This window comes from Micromonospora musae (assembly GCF_003626635.1).
Classification (GTDB): Bacteria; Actinomycetota; Actinomycetes; order Mycobacteriales; family Micromonosporaceae; genus Micromonospora; species Micromonospora musae.
This window is the reverse complement of the sequence record NZ_RAZT01000014.1, coordinates 1-19,071: the sequence shown is the minus strand read 5'-3', so window position 1 is coordinate 19,071 and position 19,071 is coordinate 1. Positions and strand designations below refer to the sequence as shown.

At 71.6% G+C, this 19,071-nt stretch carries 24 protein-coding genes; 8 read left to right on the top strand and 16 right to left on the bottom strand.

The features are described from left to right. Window positions 1–29: 29 nt before the first annotated feature. The 3 genes from D7044_RS25140 to D7044_RS25130 are packed head-to-tail and all read right to left on the bottom strand — an operon-like array spanning window position 30 to window position 2,258. Window positions 30–782, bottom strand: coding sequence for a LamB/YcsF family protein (locus tag D7044_RS25140; RefSeq protein ID WP_120690387.1), 753 nt, complete (start codon window positions 780–782; stop codon window positions 30–32). Beyond that, window positions 766–1,623 (bottom strand): 5-oxoprolinase subunit C family protein, encoded by an 858-nt coding sequence (locus tag D7044_RS25135; protein ID WP_120690386.1) that lies wholly within the window; start codon window positions 1,621–1,623, stop codon window positions 766–768. Before D7044_RS25135 ends, D7044_RS25140 begins: the two co-directional genes overlap by 17 nt. Further along, the gene (locus D7044_RS25130) at window positions 1,620–2,258 is read right to left on the bottom strand and encodes a 5-oxoprolinase subunit B family protein (protein ID WP_120683652.1); all 639 of its coding nucleotides are present in this window, start codon (window positions 2,256–2,258) and stop codon (window positions 1,620–1,622) included. The genes D7044_RS25135 and D7044_RS25130 overlap by 4 nt, the downstream gene beginning before the upstream one ends. Window positions 2,259–2,368: 110 nt before the next feature. On the opposite strand from D7044_RS25130, the gene trhA reads away from it, so the two are divergent. Next, complete coding sequence (gene trhA, locus D7044_RS25125; protein WP_120683650.1) at window positions 2,369–3,046, top strand: PAQR family membrane homeostasis protein TrhA; 678 nt, start codon at window positions 2,369–2,371, stop codon at window positions 3,044–3,046. 56 nt (window positions 3,047–3,102) lie between these two features. On the opposite strand, the gene D7044_RS25120 is transcribed toward trhA, so the two are convergent. Continuing rightward, window positions 3,103–3,393, bottom strand: coding sequence for a DUF6458 family protein (locus tag D7044_RS25120; protein ID WP_120683648.1), 291 nt, complete (start codon window positions 3,391–3,393; stop codon window positions 3,103–3,105). 114 nt (window positions 3,394–3,507) lie between these two features. On the opposite strand from D7044_RS25120, the gene D7044_RS25115 reads away from it, so the two are divergent. Next, window positions 3,508–4,044 (top strand): SixA phosphatase family protein, encoded by a 537-nt coding sequence (locus tag D7044_RS25115; protein WP_120683646.1) that lies wholly within the window; start codon window positions 3,508–3,510, stop codon window positions 4,042–4,044. 41 nt (window positions 4,045–4,085) lie between these two features. Here the strand turns inward: D7044_RS25115 and D7044_RS25110 are convergent, their stop codons facing one another. The 4 genes from D7044_RS25110 to D7044_RS33460 form a co-directional block, all read right to left on the bottom strand. Then, window positions 4,086–4,355, bottom strand: coding sequence for a DUF6458 family protein (locus D7044_RS25110; RefSeq protein ID WP_120683644.1), 270 nt, complete (start codon window positions 4,353–4,355; stop codon window positions 4,086–4,088). 243 nt (window positions 4,356–4,598) lie between these two features. Next, window positions 4,599–6,455, bottom strand: a complete 1,857-nt coding sequence (locus D7044_RS25105; protein WP_120683776.1) for an acyl-CoA dehydrogenase — start codon at window positions 6,453–6,455, stop codon at window positions 4,599–4,601. A 163-nt stretch (window positions 6,456–6,618) separates the two neighbouring features. Further along, the gene (locus tag D7044_RS25100; protein ID WP_120683642.1) at window positions 6,619–7,773 is read right to left on the bottom strand and encodes a PP2C family protein-serine/threonine phosphatase; all 1,155 of its coding nucleotides are present in this window, start codon (window positions 7,771–7,773) and stop codon (window positions 6,619–6,621) included. Window positions 7,774–7,873: 100 nt separating this feature from the next. After that, window positions 7,874–8,494, bottom strand: a complete 621-nt coding sequence (locus tag D7044_RS33460) for a septal ring lytic transglycosylase RlpA family protein (RefSeq protein ID WP_233563573.1) — start codon at window positions 8,492–8,494, stop codon at window positions 7,874–7,876. Window positions 8,495–8,726: 232 nt separating this feature from the next. Between D7044_RS33460 and D7044_RS25090 the strand changes: the two genes are divergently transcribed. Then, a complete protein-coding gene (locus D7044_RS25090; protein WP_120683640.1) occupies window positions 8,727–9,278 on the top strand; it encodes a phosphoribosyltransferase in 552 nt (183 codons plus the stop codon). A gap of 55 nt (window positions 9,279–9,333) precedes the next feature. Here the strand turns inward: D7044_RS25090 and D7044_RS25085 are convergent, their stop codons facing one another. Then, window positions 9,334–9,891 (bottom strand): alpha/beta fold hydrolase, encoded by a 558-nt coding sequence (locus D7044_RS25085; RefSeq protein ID WP_233565122.1) that lies wholly within the window; start codon window positions 9,889–9,891, stop codon window positions 9,334–9,336. 111 nt (window positions 9,892–10,002) lie between these two features. On the opposite strand from D7044_RS25085, the gene D7044_RS25080 reads away from it, so the two are divergent. Beyond that, window positions 10,003–10,419, top strand: coding sequence for an ASCH domain-containing protein (locus D7044_RS25080; protein WP_120690385.1), 417 nt, complete (start codon window positions 10,003–10,005; stop codon window positions 10,417–10,419). Window positions 10,420–10,484: 65 nt separating this feature from the next. On the opposite strand, the gene D7044_RS25075 is transcribed toward D7044_RS25080, so the two are convergent. Then, window positions 10,485–11,366, bottom strand: coding sequence for an LLM class flavin-dependent oxidoreductase (locus D7044_RS25075; RefSeq protein ID WP_120683636.1), 882 nt, complete (start codon window positions 11,364–11,366; stop codon window positions 10,485–10,487). Between the two features lie 67 nt (window positions 11,367–11,433). Here D7044_RS25075 and D7044_RS25070 point away from each other — a divergent pair, with 67 nt between their 5' ends. Together D7044_RS25070 and D7044_RS25065 are read left to right on the top strand one after the other, a co-directional pair. Further along, window positions 11,434–12,375, top strand: coding sequence for a hypothetical protein (locus D7044_RS25070; RefSeq protein WP_120690384.1), 942 nt, complete (start codon window positions 11,434–11,436; stop codon window positions 12,373–12,375). A gap of 39 nt (window positions 12,376–12,414) precedes the next feature. After that, entirely contained in the window at window positions 12,415–12,903 is a 489-nt protein-coding gene (locus D7044_RS25065; protein WP_120690383.1) for a GNAT family N-acetyltransferase, read from the top strand. A gap of 17 nt (window positions 12,904–12,920) precedes the next feature. Here the strand turns inward: D7044_RS25065 and D7044_RS25060 are convergent, their stop codons facing one another. The 3 genes from D7044_RS25060 to D7044_RS25050 all read right to left on the bottom strand — a co-directional run bounded on the left by D7044_RS25060 (window position 12,921) and on the right by D7044_RS25050 (window position 14,840). Beyond that, a complete protein-coding gene (locus D7044_RS25060) occupies window positions 12,921–13,469 on the bottom strand; it encodes a hypothetical protein (protein WP_147434716.1) in 549 nt (182 codons plus the stop codon). A gap of 110 nt (window positions 13,470–13,579) precedes the next feature. Then, window positions 13,580–14,155: an NUDIX hydrolase gene (locus D7044_RS25055; protein WP_233565121.1), complete on the bottom strand. Its 576-nt coding sequence runs from the start codon at window positions 14,153–14,155 to the stop codon at window positions 13,580–13,582. A gap of 286 nt (window positions 14,156–14,441) precedes the next feature. After that, the gene (locus tag D7044_RS25050; RefSeq protein ID WP_120683630.1) at window positions 14,442–14,840 is read right to left on the bottom strand and encodes a VOC family protein; all 399 of its coding nucleotides are present in this window, start codon (window positions 14,838–14,840) and stop codon (window positions 14,442–14,444) included. Between the two features lie 95 nt (window positions 14,841–14,935). Here D7044_RS25050 and D7044_RS25045 point away from each other — a divergent pair, with 95 nt between their 5' ends. Together D7044_RS25045 and D7044_RS25040 are read left to right on the top strand one after the other, a co-directional pair. After that, window positions 14,936–15,949, top strand: a complete 1,014-nt coding sequence (locus D7044_RS25045) for a helix-turn-helix transcriptional regulator (protein WP_120690380.1) — start codon at window positions 14,936–14,938, stop codon at window positions 15,947–15,949. A 411-nt stretch (window positions 15,950–16,360) separates the two neighbouring features. Then, window positions 16,361–17,065, top strand: coding sequence for a hypothetical protein (locus D7044_RS25040; RefSeq protein WP_147434715.1), 705 nt, complete (start codon window positions 16,361–16,363; stop codon window positions 17,063–17,065). Window positions 17,066–17,418: 353 nt separating this feature from the next. Here D7044_RS25040 and D7044_RS25035 read toward each other — a convergent pair whose 3' ends face one another. From D7044_RS25035 to D7044_RS25025, 3 genes are read right to left on the bottom strand one after another with little or no spacing between them, the layout of a single operon-like run. Then, window positions 17,419–17,703: a hypothetical protein gene (locus tag D7044_RS25035; protein ID WP_120690378.1), complete on the bottom strand. Its 285-nt coding sequence runs from the start codon at window positions 17,701–17,703 to the stop codon at window positions 17,419–17,421. Continuing rightward, complete coding sequence (locus D7044_RS25030) at window positions 17,700–18,566, bottom strand: protein phosphatase 2C domain-containing protein (RefSeq protein ID WP_199716767.1); 867 nt, start codon at window positions 18,564–18,566, stop codon at window positions 17,700–17,702. Before D7044_RS25030 ends, D7044_RS25035 begins: the two co-directional genes overlap by 4 nt. Then, window positions 18,566–18,811, bottom strand: coding sequence for a hypothetical protein (locus tag D7044_RS25025; protein ID WP_120690377.1), 246 nt, complete (start codon window positions 18,809–18,811; stop codon window positions 18,566–18,568). Before D7044_RS25025 ends, D7044_RS25030 begins: the two co-directional genes overlap by 1 nt. Window positions 18,812–19,071 lie beyond the last annotated feature (260 nt).

The window sequence follows — 19,071 nt, the reverse complement described above, 5'->3', positions numbered from 1 at the left end:
GCGGGGGCCCGGGAGCGGGGCTCCCGCGCTCAGGCCGTGAAGGGCGTGAGCGCGACGCCCGCGTCGATCAGCGCGGCCCGGACCATCTCCGCCGAGGCAACCGCGCCGGGAGTGTCCCCGTGCAGGCAGATCGACTCGACCGGGCAGGGCACAACGGTGCCGTCCACCGCCACCACGGTCCGCTCGGTGGCCATCCGCACGGCCCGCTCGGCGACCTGCTCCGGGTCGGTGACCAGCGCGCCCGGCGCGGAGCGGGGCACCAGCTTGCCGTTGGGCAGGTAGCCACGGTCGGCGAAACCCTCGGCGACGACCCGCAGTCCGGCGCCGACGGCGAGCTGGGCGAGGACCGAACCGGGCTGGCAGAGCAGCGGCAGCCGGTGGTCGTACTCGTCGACCGCCGCCACCAGCGCCGCCGCCTCCTTCTCGTCGCGCGTCGCCGCGTGGTAGAGCGCCCCGTGCGGCTTCAGGTAGCGCACCCGGGTGCCGAAGAGCCGGCAGAACGCGTCGAGCGCGCCGAGCTGGTAGATGACCTCGTCGCGTAGCTCGGCGAAGTCGTACGCGACGTGCCGGCGGCCGAAGCCGGCGAGGTCCCGGTAGCCGACCTGCGCGCCCACCGCGACCTCGCGGCGGGCGGCCTCTTCGCAGACCCGGCGCATGGTGGGTGCGTCGCCGCCGTGGAAGCCGCAGGCGACGTTCGCCGAGGTGATCAGGCTGAGCAGCGCGTCGTCGTCGCCGAGCCGCCAGATGCCGAATCCCTCGCCGAGGTCAGCGTTGAGGTCCATGGAACCTGACGGTAGTGCCTGGGCGGGCCTGCGCGAGCGGGGTCACGTCGGCGACCACCCCGACGACCGGGTACCCGCCGGTCGTCGGATGGTCGGCCAGGAAGATCAACGGTTGGCCGTCGGCCGGCACCTGCACCGCGCCGAGCACGATCCCCTCGCTCGGCAGTTCACCGGCGACCGCACGGGGCAGCGGTGCGCCGGCGAGTCGCGCGCCGACCCGGTTGCTCACCGGGCTCACCGTGTACGCCGTGCCGAGGAGCCGGTCCAGCGCCGCCGGGGTGAACCAGTCGTCGCGCGGGCCGAGCCGTACGGCGAGCCGCAGCTCGTCGCGCTGGGGTGGGCCGACGGTCAGGTCGACCGGCGCGGGCGGGCCGGTGGGCGTACCGAGGGGCAACCGGTCGCCGTCGCGCAGCGGGGGCGGGCCGAGCCCGGAGAGGGTGTCGGTGGCCCGGCTGCCCAGCACGGGGGGCACGTCGATGCCGCCGCAGACGGCCAGCCAGTTGCGTACGCCGCCACGGGCGGGGCCGATCCGCAGGACCGTCCCGGCCGGTACGGAGAGCGGCAGACCGGTGTCGCCGGGGCGGGCTCCGACGCGGATCTCCGCCTCGGCGCCGGTGACGGCGACGCTGGCCGCCCGGCTGAGCCGCAGCACGCAGCCGGTCACCGTGATCTCCAGCCCGGCCGTGTTCTCGGGGTTGCCGACGAGCCGGTTGGCGAGCCGTAGCGACGCCGGGTCGAGCGCGCCGGAGCGGGGCACGCCGAGGTGCGCGTAGCCGGGCCGGCCGAGGTCCTGCACGGTGGTGAGCGCCCCGGCCCGGAGGACGACGAGTTCGCCGGTCATGCCGGCACCAGCCGGACGTGGGTGCCGGGGGTGAGCCGGGTCGGCGGATCGGCGGTGACGTCGAAGAGCGGTAGCCCGGTCCGGCCGACCAGCAGCCATCCGCCCGGGGACGGGCTCGGATAGATCCCGGCGTAGGGACCGGCCAGCGCGACCGAGCCGGTCGGGACGCGGGGGCGGGGGGTGGGCAGCCGGGGCAGCGCCAGCTCGCCCGGGAGGCCGGTGAGGTACGGGAAGCCGGGCGCGAAGCCGCAGAAGGCCACCCGGAAGTCGGTGCCGGCCAGCCGCTCCACCACGGTGGGGACGGTGACGGCCCAGTGCTCCGCGACGACCGGTAGGTCCGCCCCGTCGTAGGTCACGGGGATCTCGACCGGACCGGCGGCGCTGCGGGCGGCGGCGGGCCGGGGCGTCCAGCCGGCGATCGATCCGGCGGCCGCCTCCGGATCGGGCACACCGTCGAGCAGTACGGTGGTCGCCGCCGGGACGATCTCCAGGGCGGTCAGCTCGCCCAGGTCGCGGCGGTGGGCCAGCTCCGCCCGCCAGGCCTCGACCTGAGCGGCCGCGTCGGCCGGGGTGGACCCGTTCCCGGGCGCGAGGTCGAGCAGCAGGGCGTGCGCCCCGACGGGTCGGATCCGCATGCCGCCATCTTGGCCCACCGGGCCGGGTTCCGGGTACCCATCATCGTCGATGAATCGGCGTGACGAGGCGCACTACCTCCAAGTAACCTACGGTGCCGTAACCTGTTCGCGTGACCACCTCCGCACCGCCCCGGCTCAAGCCGGTCGACATCGGTAAGCCCCGGATGCGCGGCTGGCTGCACACGTACGCGTTCTTCGTCGCCGTGGTCTGCGGCATCGTGCTCTGCTCGATCGCCGCGACCCGTCCCGGCTGGGCACCGCTGGTCAGCTGCCTCATCTACAGCCTGACCGTCTGCGGGCTCTTCGGCACCAGCGCGCTCTATCACCGTCGAGTGTGGTCGGAGCGCGGCTACCAGGTCATGCGCCGGATGGACCACTCGATGATCTTCGTGTTCATCGCCGGCACGTACACGCCGTTCTGCGTCCTGCTCCTGTCGGCGCGCCCCGCGACGGTGATGCTCGCACTGGTCTGGGGCGGTGCGCTGGCGGGCGTGGCGCTCAAGCTGATCTGGCCGCACGCTCCGCGCTGGGTCTCCGCGCCGCTCTACCTGGCGCTCGGCTGGGTGGCGGTGGCGATGCTCCCGCAGATCCTGCACGAGGGCGGGGTGGCCGCGCTGGTGCTGCTGCTCGTCGGCGGGGCCGTCTACAGCGTCGGGGCCGTCTTCTACGCGCTGCGTCGTCCGAACCCCTGGCCCACCGTCTTCGGGCATCACGAGTTCTTCCACGCCTGCACGCTGCTCGCCGCGATCTGTCACCACATCGCGATCTACTTCGCCCTCTTCGCCTGACCGCGTTCGCAGGGCCCGGGGGGGGTCGTGGGGCCCTGCGAACGCGGTGCGGCGGATCAAATGGTGCGGCCGGGCCTACGCACCTCGCGGTACTCCTCGACGACCCGGCCGTCCTGTGCCGGCACCACCCGGTCGGTCACCACCCGCTCCGTCCGGGCCGGGCCGGCCGCGACCACCGTGCGCCGCCGACTGTTCCAGAAGTAGAGGGTGACGAGCAGCAGGGCGACGCCGGCGAGCATCAGCACCCAGCCGACCACGGAGAGGTCGAGCCAACCGAGGTCGGCCTCCACCGCGAACGCGAAGATCGCACCCAGCGCGATCAGGAAAATGCTGCCACCAATGCCCATCGGTCGCCTCCTCGGCTCTCAGCTGGCGATAGCCTCCGCCGCGGCCATTCGTGAGGTTGCGGCATCCATCGACTTACCCCGGCACCGTGATCGCCAATCGGGCAAGCTGAGGGCATGACGGACGCGTACGCCGGGGAACGGACACTGGTGCTGCTGCGCCACTCGAAGGCCGAGCAGTCCGAGGAGGGCCCCGACGCGGACCGGCCGCTCAGCACCCGCGGGCGGGCCGACGCCGAGTCAGCCGGCGCCTGGCTGGCCAAGCACGGGCTGCTGCCGGACGTGGTGCTCTGCTCGACCGCCCGGCGCACCCGGGAGACGTGGCACGGCGTCGCGATGGGGATGACCGGTTCGCCGCCGGAGGGCGGTACCGCCGGTCCCCGCCCGGACGTCCAGTACGAGCCGGACGCGTACGAGGCGCACCCGGATGACCTGTTGGCGCTGGTCCGTCGGGTGGACCCGGCAGCTCGCACGGTGCTGCTGATCGCCCACAATCCGGGCGTATCGCTGCTCTCCGCGCTGCTCGATCCGGGACAGGGCGACGCGGAGGAGCTGCGGACCACGGAGCTCGCGGTGCACCACGGCCCGGCCCGGTGGGCGGAGCTCGACCGCGGCGGCGCACCCCTCTCCCGCCGGTACACGGCACGAAGTTGAGCCACCCGCCCGGATGGGCGGGTGGCTCGGCGTTGCACGGCTCAGGAGGGCGGCGCGGTGGGCGGCGGCGGGTCGGGAGGTGGCGGCATCATCGCGGTGGGATGGGAGAGCCGGTTCTCCTCGACGATGAGGGTTCGTGCCCGCTTGCGCCGATCCTGCCAGTACCAGAGCGTGGTGAGCAGGACGGTCAGCCCGGCCAGGATGAACACCCAACCGACCGCGCGCAGGTCGACCCACCAGACGTTGGCTCTGATGGCAAAGGTCAGGATCGCGCCGACCGCGATCAGGAAGATGCCGCTACCAATGCCCATGTCCGCTGGACTCCCCCGTGCGATGGGTTCGGGCGTGTTCCGACGTGGTCTCGGGACGGTTACCCGCCACGGCTATGGGCTACCCGGCCGGGATCGCCGAATGCCTGCCGAGCCCCGGCCCCGTCGCCGACACGGCCGGCCGCCCGGAAGGCCCCCACGACGCCGACGGCCGGCGGGATCGTCCCCGCCGACCGTCGTGCCGGTCATAAACCGCGATGGGTGCGGCCGTCCGTTGTGTACCTCTCAGAACGCCTCTTCCGGCAGCGCCATGATGTCCAGATCGGCGTTCTCGACGATCCGCCGATCGGCACCGATGCGGGGCAGCACCTCGCGGGCGAAGAACCGGCCGGCCGCCACCTTCCCCGTGTAGAACGCCCGGTCGGCGGAGGAGAGCTCACCGTTCAGCGCCCGCAGCGCCACCTCGGCCTGCTTCTGCAGCAGCCAGCCGACGACCAGGTCACCGATCGCCAGCAGGAACCGCCGGCTGCTCAGCCCGACCTTGTAGAGGGCCCGGGCGTCGCCGCCCTGCGCCTCACCCAGCCAGCCGGTCATGACGCCGAGCATCGTCTGGACGTCGGCGAGCGCCTTGCCGAGCGCCTGCCGCTCCTCCTTGAGCTGCCCGTTGCCGCCCTCGGAGGTGATGAAGTCCTGGATCTCACCGGCGACCGTCGCCAGGGCCCGCCCGTTGTCCCGGACGATCTTCCGGAAGACCAGGTCGAGGCTCTGGATCGCCGTGGTGCCCTCGTACAGGGTGTCGATCTTCGAGTCGCGGACGTACTGCTCCAAGGGGTAGTCCTGGAGGAAACCGGAGCCGCCGAAGGTCTGCAGGGACTCGTGCCCGAGCAGCTCGTACGCCCGCTCCGAGCCGACCCCCTTGACCAGCGGCAGGAGCAGGTCGTTGACCCGCTTGGCGAGCTTGGTGGCCTTCTCGTCACCGGCCGCCTCGGCGGTGGCGACCCGGTCCTGCCAGGTCGCGGTGTAGAGGACGAGCGCACGCAGTCCCTCGACGTAGGACTTCTGCAGCAGCAGCGAGCGCCGCACGTCGGGGTGCTCGGTGATGGTGACCCGAGGCGCGGCCTTGTCGGTCTGCCGGATCAGGTCGGCGCCCTGGACCCGGTTCTTGGCGTACTCGAGGGCGTTCAGGTAGCCGGTGGAGAGGGTGGCGATCGCCTTGGTGCCGACCATCATCCGGGCGTACTCGATGATCATGAACATCTGGCGGATGCCCTCGTGCTTGTCGCCCATCAGCCAGCCCTTGGCCGGTACGCCGTGCTCGCCGAAGGTCAGCTCGCAGGTGTTGGAGACCTTCAGGCCCATCTTGTGCTCGACGTTGGTGGCGTAGACGCCGTTGCGCTCGCCCAGCTCGCCGGTCTCCTCGTCGAAGTGGTACTTCGGCACCACGAAGAGCGAGAGGCCCTTCGTGCCCGGCCCACCGACGCCCTCGACGCCGACCGGGCGGGCCAGTACGTAGTGGACGATGTTGTCGGTCAGGTCGTGCTCGCCCGAGGTGATGAAGCGCTTGACGCCCTCGATGTGCCACGAGCCGTCCGGCTGCTGGACGGCCCGGGTACGCCCGGCGCCGACGTCCGAGCCGGCGTCCGGCTCGGTGAGCACCATGGTCGAGCCCCACTGCTTCTCGACGAAGAGCTTGGCCCACGTCCGCTGCCGCTCGGTCCCCTCGACGTGCAGCACGTGCGCGAAGGACGGGCCGGAGGCGTACATCCAGACCGGTGCGTTGGAGCCGAGCACCAGCTCGGCGAGCGCCCACCAGAGCGCGCGCGGCGCGTTCGTGCCGCCGAGCTCGGGCGGGAGGTCGAGCCGCCAGAACTCCGACTCCATGAAGGCCCGGTACGACTTCTTGAACGACTCCGGCAGCGGGGCGGTGTGGGTGGCCGGGTCGAAGACCGGCGGGTTGCGGTCGCTGTCCGTGTAGCTGGCGGCCAGGTCCTCCCGGGCGAGGCGGTCGACCTCGGCGAGGATGCTGCGCGCGGTGTCGGCGTCGAGCTCGGAGTACGGCTCCTGGCCGAACGCCCGGTCCGCCCCGAAGACCTCGAAGAGGTTGAACTCGAGATCCCTCAGGTTGCTCTTGTAGTGGGTCATGCTCACTGGCCCCGCTTCCGGACAGGTGTTACCGATCAGTAACTCCGACTCTATTACCGGCAAGTAGACAGCGACAAGTCGATCACCGAAGTGACGGCGATTACACAGTCGCGAGCGGCGCCCCGGCGGCGGTCGGGGCGCCCGTCGTCGGGAGCCGGTGGCGTCAGCTCTCGGCCGCGCCGACCTCCCAGCTCGGCACGGCCGCGCCCGCCCCGGTGCGTGCACCCGTGTACTCCATCAGGACCAGGGCGATGTCGTCGTCGAGGCGGCCGTGCACCCACTCGACCAGGGCCGTCTCCAGCGAGGCGAGCCCGTCGGCGACGGTGCCGTGGCCCAGCAGCCGCCAGGCCCGGTCGGCGGTCGGGAAGAACTCCCCGTCGCGGCGCGCCTCACCGAGGCCGTCGGTGAAGAGCAGCAGGCGGTCCCCGGGTTCCAGCCGCTCGACCCTCGGCCGCACGGCCGGCATGAACCCGAGCGGGGGCGCCGGCGCGGGCGGTTCGAGCGGGATCACCGCGCCCCGCCGGAGCAGCAGCGGCGGCGGATGTCCACAGTTGACGATGGTGAGCGTCCCGCCCCGCTCCTCGACGATCGCGGCGGTGACGAAGTCCTCGTCACCGACGCTGCGGGCGACGGCCCGGTCCAGGTCGGCGACGACGGCGCGCAGGTCCGCCCGCTCGAACGCCACGTGCCGGTACGACCCGAGCACGATGCTCGCCAGCCGGACGGCGTCCAGCCCCTTGCCGCGCACGTCGCCGATGATCATGCGGACGCCGTACGGGGTGTCGAGCGCCTCGTACAGGTCACCGCCGATCTCCGCCGTGGCGGTCGACGAGATGTAGCGCCCGGCGACCGAGAGCGTGCCGACCTGCGGGCCGAGCGGGCGCAGTACCGCCTGCTGGGCCACCGCCGCGAGCTTGGAGAGCTCGGCGATCCGCTCGGCCTGCCGTTGCCGCACCGAGGCCACCGCCGCCGCGATCCCGGTGGCGAGCGCGATGCCCGCCACGTTCACCCCGTTCATCAGGGAGACGGACTTGTCGCAGGCGGCGTCGGCGGTGCCGATGGCGGTGGCCGCGAACGTGGCTCCGATGGCGGTGGCCGCGACGCCGACCCCCAGCACCACCCGCCAGGACGCCAGCGCGGCGGCGAGGAAGGGCGCGGCCACCATCAGCGCGATGTAGTGCGCCGCGCGTCCGTCCGCCAGCTCCACCGCCGAGACGATCATGAGCAGGACGACGGCCGCGCCGAGACCGGCGCGGGATCCGGGGCTCAGCGGGCCGCGGCCCGACTGGAAGGGATGCGTACGTACGAAGGACAGCATGCCTGATCGACGTGAACGGGTGAATGAACCTGGCCCGTCGTCCGAGCAGGTTCTGTCCGGCCGGGTCGTGACGTCGGCCGTATCGCCGCCGAACACCCGCTCAGCCGAGCACCTCGTAACGGACCGTCATCGCGCCGACGTCGAGCGAGGCGATGTCGGCGAAGGCGGCCCGGGACAGATCGAGGCAGCGTCCGTCGACGAAGGGGCCACGGTCGTTGATCCGTACGACGACGGACTTCCCGTTCTCCGGGTTGGTCACCCGGACCTTGGTGCCGAACGCCAGGGTCTTGTGCGCCGCGGTCAACGCGTCCGGGTTGAAGTTCTCCCCGTTCGCGGTCAGCTGGCCGTCGGAGTAGAAGGAGGCGCCGCAGGAGCCGCTCTGCAGGACGCTCGGCGCGGGCGTGGTCTTCTTCGCCGTCGGCTTCGGGGCGGCCGTCCGCGCCTTGCCCCGGGAGGCCGCCTGGGTACGCGTCGGCGTCGGGCTGGCGGTGGCGCTCGGCGTGCTGCTGGGGCTCGGCGACGCAGCCGGCGAGCTGGGCGCCGCGCTGGTCGGCAGGGCGCTGGGGGTGAGCTCGATGGCGACCGGACGGGCGTCCGTACCCGAGGTCAGGTGCACGGCGCCGAAGGCGCCCCCGACGGCGAGTGCGACGCCGAGCGCCGCCGTCGCCGCGATACCGGCCGGTGAGGAGATCCTGCGGGTACGGGAGTGCCTACCAGTCACCAGCCCGGTCCTTTCGTCCGCTGAGCAAGCCGGGTCGGACCGTAACGAGAGAGGTACTTCCGAAGTCAACGTGATCATGGTGGTATGCCCGCAATTGCAGGTATACGTGTAGCCGATCATCCGACCCGTGATCCACCGGGCGGCCGGGCTCTCCCGGCCCGGCCGAGCCGCTCCGCACCCCGGCCGCCGACCCGCTCCACCGCCGCCCGGGCCGCTGCCGGAGGATGGGCAGATGCCCGCCGAGCTGAGGGAACGCCTGATCGAGCTGTTCCGCTGGATCGACCCGGGGCCGGGCTCGACACACCTGGTCAGCGACGTCTCCGGCTGGTGGCGGGACCCGGAGGTGCTGGCCGGGCTCGGGCCGGCCCTGGTGGCGCCGTTCCGCGCCGCCCGTCCCACCGTGGTGCTCGCCCCCGCGGTGACCGGCCTGCTGGTCGGCCCCCTCGCCGCCACCGCGCTCGGAGTCGGCTTCGTACCGGCGCACAAGCCCGGCGACGGGCGGCTGCCCGCCGGAGCGCTGACCTGGGCGCAGAGCCCGCCGGACTTCCGCGGCCGCCAGGTCGACCTGGCCGTCCGGGAGCGGCACCTCGACCCCGGCGACCGGGTGCTGGTGGTAGACGACTGGGTGGCGACCGGCGCGCAGGTACGCGCCCTCTACGACATCTGCGCGGCACGCGGGGCCGAGCCCGTCGGCACCGCCGCCGTCGCCGTCGACTGCACCCCGGAGACCGCCGCCGAGCTGCGGATACGCGGGCTGGTCACCGGCGCCGAGCTGCACGGTTGACCCCGGTCGAGCCGGCCGTCGGCGCACCGACCGAGGCCGCCGCCGAGCGGGCGTCCTACGCCGCCCAGATCACCTGGACGAACTCCTCGACGGCGGTGCAGACCCGGCCCAGCGCCTCAGCCGAGCGGACCAGCGGCCCCGGCAACATCAGCGAGTGGTCCGCCTCCGGGATCTCCACCAGGTGCGGGGTGAGCCGGCGGGCCGCCACGCTGTCCCAGGTCCGGTCCGCCGCGCCGCCGATCAGCAGGAACGGGGCCTCCGCCCGCCGCAGGGCGTCGACCACCTCGGGCAGGTGCAGCAGCGGGGTCAGCCAGATCGCGGGCAGCGCCCGATCGGCGGCCACCGGAGCCGCCAGGCTGCCGAGCGACTTGCCCACGAACAGGTCGGTCGGCTCGGTCAGGGTCGGCAGGACCCGGTCCGCCACCCACGGGCCACGCTGCTCGTCGGCGAGCCCGGCAGGGTACTCCCAACTGATCTCGTGGAGCTCGAACCGGGCCCGGCGCAGCGACTCCCCGACGTACGCGAACAACGGCGCCCGGGTGTCGTACCCCATGCCGGGGATGAGGACGGCGCGTCGCTCCGCCATGGTCGCCTCCTGATCGTCGACTGCCACCCCCGTCACCGTAGCCCCGAGCGCAGCGGTCCGGGGCCGGCCTGCGACCGCGCCGGGGCCTCCGGGGAAAACCAGCGGCACGGCGAACCACCCTCGCCTAGCCTCGGCAGGATGTGGCCTCGGATCGGCGAACTCCGCACGCTCGCCCTCGGCACCCCCGGTGAGCTGCGCAGCACCCTGAACGGCCTGGTGCTCGCCGGCGTGAAGACGGCGACCGCGGGTCTGCTCAGCGAGTACGCCGAGGAGGGCGAGGAGCTGGAGCGGGTCGGCGAACGGCTGGTGCTGGTCGACGACGACGATCGCCTGGTCGGCCTCGTACAGGTCACCGGCGTCGAGGTGCTCCGCTTCGCCGACGTCGGCTGGGACTTCGCCCGCTCCGAGGGCGAGGGGGACCCCTCGTTGGAGGACTGGCGCTCGGGTCACGCCGCGTACTGGGCCCGCCTCGGCACCCCGGTCACGGACGACACCGACGTGGTCTGCGTGCGCTTCCGCCTCATGCCGACCGACGACGGAGTTCTCGGCACCTGAGCGGCCCGCCCGCCCCGGACCGGCTCAGGCTCGGCGCGGCTCAGGCCTGTCCGCCCCGGCACGGCTCAGGCTCGGCGCAGCTCCGGCAGCAGCCGGGTGGCCACGTCCACCAGGGTCTCCTCGTCGCCCGCGTACCAGCTGCTGGCGCGCGGCCAGTGCGTCACCACGTCGGTGAAGCCCAGGTCGGCGGCGCGCCCGACCTGATCGGCGAAGAACTGGGCGCTGCTCAGCGAGAAGACCGGGGCCGCGTCCATCGAGAGGTAGCGGTCCAGGGTCGCCGGGTCACGACCGGCCTCGTCCAGCGCCCGGTCCAGCCGGGCCGAGAGCTTCGCGACCCCGGCCCACCAGGCGTCCAGCTCCTCCTCGCCACCGCCGGTGGTGACCCAACCCTCGCCGAAGCGCGTCACCAGCCGCATCGAGCGCGGCCCGTTCGCGGCCACCACGAACGGCACGCGCGGGGTCTGCACGCAGCCGGGGTTGTTCCGGGCGTCGACTGCGGAGAACCACTCGCCGCGCCAGGTCGCGCCGTCCTCCCGCAGCACCAGGTCGAGCAGCTCGACGAACTCCGCGAACCGGTCCACCCGCTGCCGTGGGGGCAGGGTCTCCCCACCCAGCACCGCCGAGTCGAAGCCGATGCCGCCGGAGCCGACGCCGAGCAGCGTACGGCCGCCGGAGATGTCGTCCAGCGCGGTGATCTGCCGGGCGAAGGCCGCCGGGTGGCGGAAGTTCGGCGAGGCCACCAGCGTGCCGAGCTTGATCTGCGACGTCACGGTCGCCGCCGCGGTGAGCGTGGCCATCGAGTCGAACCAGGGGCCGTCGACCAGGTCACGCCAGCCCAGGTGGTCGTACGTCCACGCGTGGTCGAAGCTCCACTCCTCCGCCTGCCGCCAGCGCCGCTGCGACTCGGCCCAGCGCTGGTCGGGGAGGATCACGATGCCAATACGCATGATCGCAGCCTAGCCGCGCCACCGGTGATCCCTTGACCGCATATTGATCATCGATATACCGTCCGGCGTGCGCGAACGCCTGGGCCGACCGGAGAGTCGTACCGTCGTCGTCTGGGCGGCGCTCACGGCCCTGATCTGCGGCCTCTTCAGCGCCGCGCTCGCCACCTGGGGCGCCTGGCACACGGCGCGGCCGCTGCCGGACGCCGCCGAGACCACCTCGCTCGTCGCCGAGCTCCTACCGGGGTACGAGGTCAACGAGATCGATCCGGGGGCCGCCCTCTTCACCTTCTACAGCCAGCCGCTGCGTCCCCGGAATCTGAAGTCCCTGCTCCTCCTCGACGGCGGGGAGTACCAGCAGGGCTCGTCCGTGGCGACCGTCCGGACCGCGCCCCGCGCCGCCCAGCAGGAGATGGTGGCGCTCGCCGAACGCCGGCTCCGGGAGACCGGCTGGCGCACGTTCCCGCCGCACGTCACGCCGGAGCTGACCTGCCGCGCCGGCGGTGGCTGCACGCCGGCCGGCGGGCCGGACAACGTCAGCGTCGTCGCGCGTCGCGACGACACCGGCGTCGACATCCATTGGCTCGCGAACCCGTCGATCGACGGCACGCACCTCACCGTGGCCGTGTACCGGGACACCCCGCCCGCCGTGCTGCCCGCCGGCATCGGCGGTGGCCTGGTCGGCGCCCTCCTCGGCGGGCTGGTCTTCGCCTGGGCGAGCCGCCGGACGCGGCGCCCGCACCCCGCCGCCAACGGCGTGACCGTCCTCTACGCGGTCACCATGCTGTTCTGGTGGGCACCGGTGCTGCTCGCCGCGCCGCAGCTGCTCGGGCACCACCGCGACGAACCGCACCCGGTGTGGCATCCGCTCTGGGAGTGGCTCGGCCAGCCCGCGCTCTCCCTCTTCTTCGTGGTCGGGGCGGGCTGCGCGCTCTTCGCGCTGGCCCTGGCCATGGTGCCCCGACGCGACACCGATCCGCTCGCCACTCCCGCCCCGGAGTTCGCCCGATAAACCGGTGACGCGGATCGGACCGGCGGCTAGGTTGGCGCGGTGCCCGAGCTTCAGCTACTGACCATCGGCCACGCGGACGCGCTGCTCGACTTCGAGCGAGACAACCGGGAGTTCTTCGCCCGATCCGTGCCGGACCGGGGCGACGACTACTTCACGGGGTTCGCCACCCGCCAGGCCGAACTGCTCGCCGAGCAGGCCGCCGGGCTGTGCCACTTCCACGTCCTGGTCGACGCCGACGGGTCGGTGCTGGGTCGGTTCAATCTGGTCGACGTCTCCGCCGACCGCAGCGCGGATCTGGGCTTCCGGGTGGCGGAGCGGGTGACCGGTCGCGGAGTGGCCACCGACGCCGTCCGCCGGGTCTGCGCGTTGGCCCGGGAGGGGTACGGGCTGCACCGGCTGTACGCCTCGGCCGCGCTGGAGAACGCCGGCTCACTCGGGGTGCTGCGGCGCACCGGCTTCGTCCCCGTCGGCGAGGTCGTGCTGAGCGGCCGCCCCGGGATCAGGCACGTCCTCGAGTTGACGGCCTGACCGGACACGCTCCGCGCTCAACGTCCGGCGCGCCGCTTGTGCTTGGACCTGCTCGTGAACGCACCGCCGACGGCTGTTCGGGCCCGCCGCGGTGGCCTGCGCCCGGGGAACCAGCGCCGCCAGGGAACTCGGGACAGTGTCAGCAGCACCCCCAGGAGCAGAATGGCGAAGCCGGCTGCCCCCAGCACGCCCTGTAGCCGGCCGCGATGCCCACTGAGCTGCTCGAAGTCGGTGACGAAATCACTCGGATCAGCGCGGTTCACCCAGATCCGCACCTCGTCGCCGTACGACCGGCAGACCTCGACGCAGGGGACCTCCTGCTCGTACGTCCGGCCGCCGAGGTCGTAGCGGAAGTACATGGTGGTCTTGCCGCGGCCCTTCGTGATCCGGTCGTAGATGATCGCCTGCGCAGGCTCTCCGCCGGCCCGCAGTTCGACGGCCCATTCGTCGAGCTTGTTCTGGGTGTGGATCGGCAGCCAGAGCAGGAGCCCGCCGACCACCAGCAACAGGACGCAGCCGACCGCTCGCCAGGGCGGGGTGTTCAGCCGGGTGAGCACAGCAAGCACGCGATCATCGTGCCGTCCTGGTGCAACCGCCCCGACCTCTCGGACGACCGGCGCCACGACGGGCGGGCTGCGGCGGGCCCGACCCGCCGCCGGCGACAGCTGTCGGCCGCCTACCGGACCGGAAGGGCCGCCAGCTTGCCCAGCATCCGGTTCAGGTGCGGTTCGACGGTCGCCGGGGCGGCGGTGGCCACCTCCTGCGGCGTCCACCACCGAACGCCGTGGAACTCGCCGAGGTCGGGGCGAAGCTCCTGACCCCGGTCGCCGCTCAACACGAACCAGAGACTCACGTCGACGTGCTGCTCCTCCGGCGGGCCGACCGTCCGGCTGACGGTGACGAAGACCGGCCGCTCCCCGAAGCGCGGGTGGAAGACCGCCGGGACTCCCAGCTCCTCCAGCACCTCCCGGCGTACCGTCTCGGCCGGATGCTCCCCGGGCTCGACGTGGCCGCCGCTGGGCAGCCACATTCCGGCACTGCGGTGGTCGACGAGCAGGACGCCTCCGTCCGTCTCGTCGCGGAGGAGAAAGTACGCCACCAGGTGCGGCGACGGGGTGCGCGGCTTCGCCCGGCGGAAGATGTCCTCGGTCCCGGCCAGCCAGGCGCGGCACTCCGCGCGGTGCTGCGCCTCCAGCTCGTCCACCGGCACGATCGCGTCGACCATTGCCCGAATCTCGTCGTGTACCCGCACCCGGCGGATGGTGCCAACTCTGCGCACCCGCGGTCAACGCCGGCAGCGGCCGGCAAGGCTCGACCCGGAGCGCTGCGGCCCGACCGTCGATAGACTCGGAGGTACGAGAGCTACGGAGGCGTCCGATGCTTGAGACAGCAGTGGTCGTGGTGCTGGTCGCACTCGAGGTGCTCTTCTGGGCCGGGCTCGTCACCGCGGTCCGTCGCGGCCACCCGCGCAGGCGGCCGACGTTGTAGGCACGGCCCGCCGCTTCTTGCGCTCTGCTCAGCGAGTTCTTGCGCTCTGGTCAGCGAGCGAACTTCTCGATGGCGGCCGGCGTGACCGGGGTGAAGAAGTTGACGAGGTTGCCGTCCGGGTCACGGAAGAGCAGCGAGCGGTTGCCCCAGGGCAATGTGGTGGGCTCGTTGACGAAGTCCTCGACGAAACCGGTCAGGTTCTGATGCACCCGGTCCACGTCGTCGACGAGGAACTCGATGATCACGGAGTGGTTGTCGGCCGGGCGCGCGGAGCCGGGCGCGAAGAGCGGGACGGTGCGGGTGCTGCCGATCGCGAGGGTGCCGGAGGCGGTCCGCAGCTCGGCGAAGTCTTCGGTGGCCCAGTCCGCCTGCACTCCGGTGACCCGCTCGTAGAAGTCGACGAGGCGCGCGATGTCGCCGGTGATGATGCGGATCGAGACGAGGTTCATGTTGATCTTTCCTTGATAGGCGGAGCCGTTCGACTTGCCCACGTTAGACCCGATACCGGACAGAATCGGTCCAGTATTCACGCTAGGTTCAGGGCGTGGCTCGACCTACTGCTCAGGTCCTCACCCTGCTGGAGCTCCTGCAGTCGGGCGGCATCCGGACGGTGGCCGAGCTCGCCGACCGGCTGGGCGTCGACGGGCGCACCGTGCGGCGGTACGTGGGCCACCTGATCGACCTCGACGTGCCCGTCGAATCGGTGCGCGGTCGCTACGGCGGGTACCGACTCGCTCCCGGGTACCGCATGCCCCCACTCATGCTCAGCGACGACGAAGCCCTCGCCGTACTGCTCGGTCTGCTGGCGGGTCGCCGAAGCGGGCTGATGACCACGGCCGGCACGGCGAGCGAGACGGCCGCAGCCAAGATCCGCCGGGTACTGCCCGAGCGCCTCGCCCGCCGGCTCGACGCCGTGCTCGAGACCCTCGCCTTCACGGCTCTGCTCGGCGAGTTCGCCGCCCCGCAGACGGCCGTCCTGCTCGCTGTCGCCGATGCGGTCCGCTACCACCGGCCGATCTCGATCAGATACACCGCCGCCGACGACCGACGCAGTCAACGCACGCTGCACCCGTACGGGCTCGTCGCCCATTCAGGCCGGTGGTACGTCACCGGCACGGATCCCGAGATCGGCGAGGACCGCACGTTCCGGCTCGATCGCATCACGGACGCGCGGACCCTGCCCGGCTCGTTCGAGCCGGTCGCCGGACTCGATCCGGCGCAGCGCCTCCTCTCCGCGCTCGCCGAGGCCCCGTACCGGCACGAGGTGACCCTGCGGATCCAGGCGACGGTGGAGCAGATCCGCACCCGACTACCCGCCAGCGTGGCGAGCATCGAGGAGCCACCATCCCGGGCGGGCACGGATCCGGAGGCCGAGGGCTGGCTCCGCGTCGAACTGCGCGCGGAGCGGCTCGACTGGCTGCCTCCGCTGCTCGCCTCGCTCGACCGGCCGTTCGTCATCGAGCGGCCGGACGAACTCCGCGGCCTCGTCATCGCGCTCGCCGACCGGCTCGCAGCCTCCGCCCACAGAGTCCGTCCCGCACCCGACGACAGCCCCTGAGGCCTGGTCGCAGGGCCCTTGGCGTCGAGCGCTTATCGGTATGGCGAGCGAACGGCGATAGACAAAGCGAAGGCCCAGCGTCGGGAATTGCTTCCTGACCTGGGCCTTTGCCGTTGGAGCGGGTGACGGGAATCGAACCCGCACTGTCAGCTTGGGAATCGCACAAGATCGGCTGTGAGCGGGGCTCGGCGCCTGTTCGGCGCGCTCTCAGATGGCCTGGTTTGGCCCCCGGCGACACCACCTTGTGTCCCGTGGATGGCCCGTCAGGCCCTCTGATCCGTAGGAGCGTCCCGCACCCACCGTCACCCGCCTAGCCTCCCCGCTGGCTCGTGGCCAGCGTTCATCTAGTGGCGGCCGTTGGCGTCGTGCTGGGGTCAGGCTGGGGTCAGAGATCTGTGCCAGAATCGGCCGATGCACAAAATCCCAGGCTATGAAGACGACCCCTTGGTCGATGGGGCGTACCTGGTAGACGAGCCACTGTTCTGGGCGAGCCACTTGTTGCAATGCACCAACGGCGTCGAAGAGCCGCTGTGTGCGGGATTCGGGGTCAGCAAGGCCGACCTGTTGCAGTTTTTCGAACGGGTCAGCGATGAGCGCCAGTGGCCAGTGCTGTCAGTCCCACTCTCGGCAGGGCACCTGCTCCATGTCGTGTACCGCAACCTTCCCGGGGAAGGAGGGTACGACTACCTGCTGCACCATCCTGAGTGGAAGGCGACGGTTCCCTTGGCAAGGGTCGAAGGTTGCTTCAGGGGGCCTGGGCTGTGCTGGCCAGAGTTGCTGACCGTCGCGCATACGGCAGCCGAAGCCGGATCGGCCCCGCGCCTCGACCCCCACACCTTCCTTCTGTTGTTGCCGATCATGAGTGACGCGGACCTCCCCTTAGACGCGGACGACGTCCTCGCTGCGATGTTGAACGCCTGCGGCGCCGCTGGAGAGACCGAGGCGCTGGCTCGGATACTCCTTGAGGAGCAGGGCTCCTGGGGTCCGCAGCACTGGACTCTGACCCCGGCCGGGCGGATCAGCGAGGCTAGGCATGCGTTCCGCCGCCCTGGGGCTATGTCGCCAGACACGTTGGCTCAGGTCAGCTTGCTGCTCGGGTCCGGTGGCAACGCTTGACAACCGCGCTGCTGCGGCGGATCTCCTCGTCGGGCAGTCGTAGACCGTCCAGCCTCCCCGGACGGGGACAAGGTGGAGCGCCTCACCAGCCGAACGACCTTGGCCCCGTCCGGGGAGGCTGGTAGCCCTTGTGGTGCCCGGCGAGGTGATCCGCTCCCGGCCGATCTCTGAGGAGGGCCGGGGTTCGGGGCAGCGCCCCGAGGTCTTCCAAGGTTCTGGTCGTCCTCATGCGTGGCCGGCCGGCCCGGCCGATGCCGGCCGGAGGTCGCCAGCAGGCCGGGGCCGGGCCGGCGCGGCCCGCGTGCGGGCCGCCTTGATCCTTGAGAGGGGAATTCGGCAGTCAACGGGTCCATCTATGTGATGCCCCTGGCAAACAGCGCCACCACAGTCGGGTTTTTCGTGCTGAGGCCGATTCGCTCGGCCCAACGTCCGAGGCCGATGAGTCCAATCTCGTGGGCCTCTTGTTCAGTGACGGCCGTGACCACCGCGCTCAGGGTGGTCGCACGATCGCCAAGTTTGGAGATGGCGATCGGGTGTACCCGTGGGTCGTCCGTGTCGCCGTCATTCTCGCACCAAGCGGGCGACGTTCCGGCGTACTCCACTGTCAGGGTCCACGTCAGGGTGGCTGCTGATTTCATGGCTGTCCTTTTGAAGCGCAATTCGGCAGTCTCAACAGCAACGCTATGCGTCGAGTAGTTGCGTGCAGTAGGCGGCGGTCGCGTCGTCGTGAGCCTTCCCACGGGGCCAGCGCTCGCCCTGTAGGTCGGAGTCTTCTGCGGCGGATCAGCTCGGCTGGGCCGTGGTCGTGCAGGATCGTCAGGAGGCCGGTCCAGTCGGTGAGGCCAAAGCGGTCGGTAAGCCGGCTAACTCCGTCACTGAGCAACGCTGCGGCTGTCACGTCCTTGATCGATCGGCTTCCCACGATCGCCTCGTCGGCGGCTCGTGGGTCGGCGGCGGCAACCCAGAATCCGCCTGACTTGTTGCGGTGGGGGCGGAGTGCCTGCACGTAGTCGCGGCGGGCCTGGTCGTGTTCCGGTGTGCCGTTGGCGAGGTTGTCCATTGCGGCCCGGTAGTGCTGTCCAATCTTTGCCTCGCGGTCGTCGCTGATGACGAGTGGCGCGTCGTCGGCCTGGTCGAGTATGAGCACGGAGTCGGCGAGCACCAGGTACTCAAGGTGGTCACGATTGGTCCGGAGCATGATGACCGTCGCGGACGGGGTGCCCAGCTCGTCTAGGTGGCAGGTGTCTTCGTGTAGGGCGGCTGTCTGCTTGATCGCCTCGGAGAGGATGGCGGGTAGCTTCTGGTCGCTGTCGTCGGCGAGGCCGGCGATCAGTGCGCCTCCCAGTTGGCGGGTGTACCAGGCGACGCCGTGCGAGCAGCGCGAAGTGGTGCCGGACAGGCCGGCGCCATCGAGGAGGACGACGCCGCTGGGTGTGGCGGCGGTGAAGTCCTCGTTGGCCTGGTCGGGCTTCGCGGGGCTGGTTGCCATGGTGACCTGCATCAGTTGTCCTCCAGCCGGTGAAGCGGCGTCAGCAGCTCGACGTGGAGTGGTTCGCGGGTGTCGGGGTCGTACTCGGTGCCGACCAGCACGGAGAAGTGCGCGGTCTTGACCTCGTTGAACAAGTCGCTGATACGGGTGCAGAGCAGGTGGACGACCCCGAGGGAGCCCGGCGGGTGGATGCCGGTGAAGACGATCAGCGAGCCCTGCCAGTCCGGTCGCGGTAGGCGGCCATGATCTACCAGCACGCCACCTCGGAGGCGGATCGGGCCATCGCCCAGGCGGTGAGCGACGCAGTGAGGGCCGAGCGGAGAAGGCCAAGAAGTCGGCGAACGGTCCCTCGGGCAAGGGCAAGGGCAAGAATGCCGGTAAGAAGCGTGGCTAGGCAGTGTCTTCAAAGGATCTTGGTGTCGGATGATGTAGCGCGTGGGTCGTCGCTACGAGTTGTCTGACGTCGAGTGGGAAGCGCTGTCGCGGTATCTGCCGTCGGCGGTGACCGGTGGTCGGC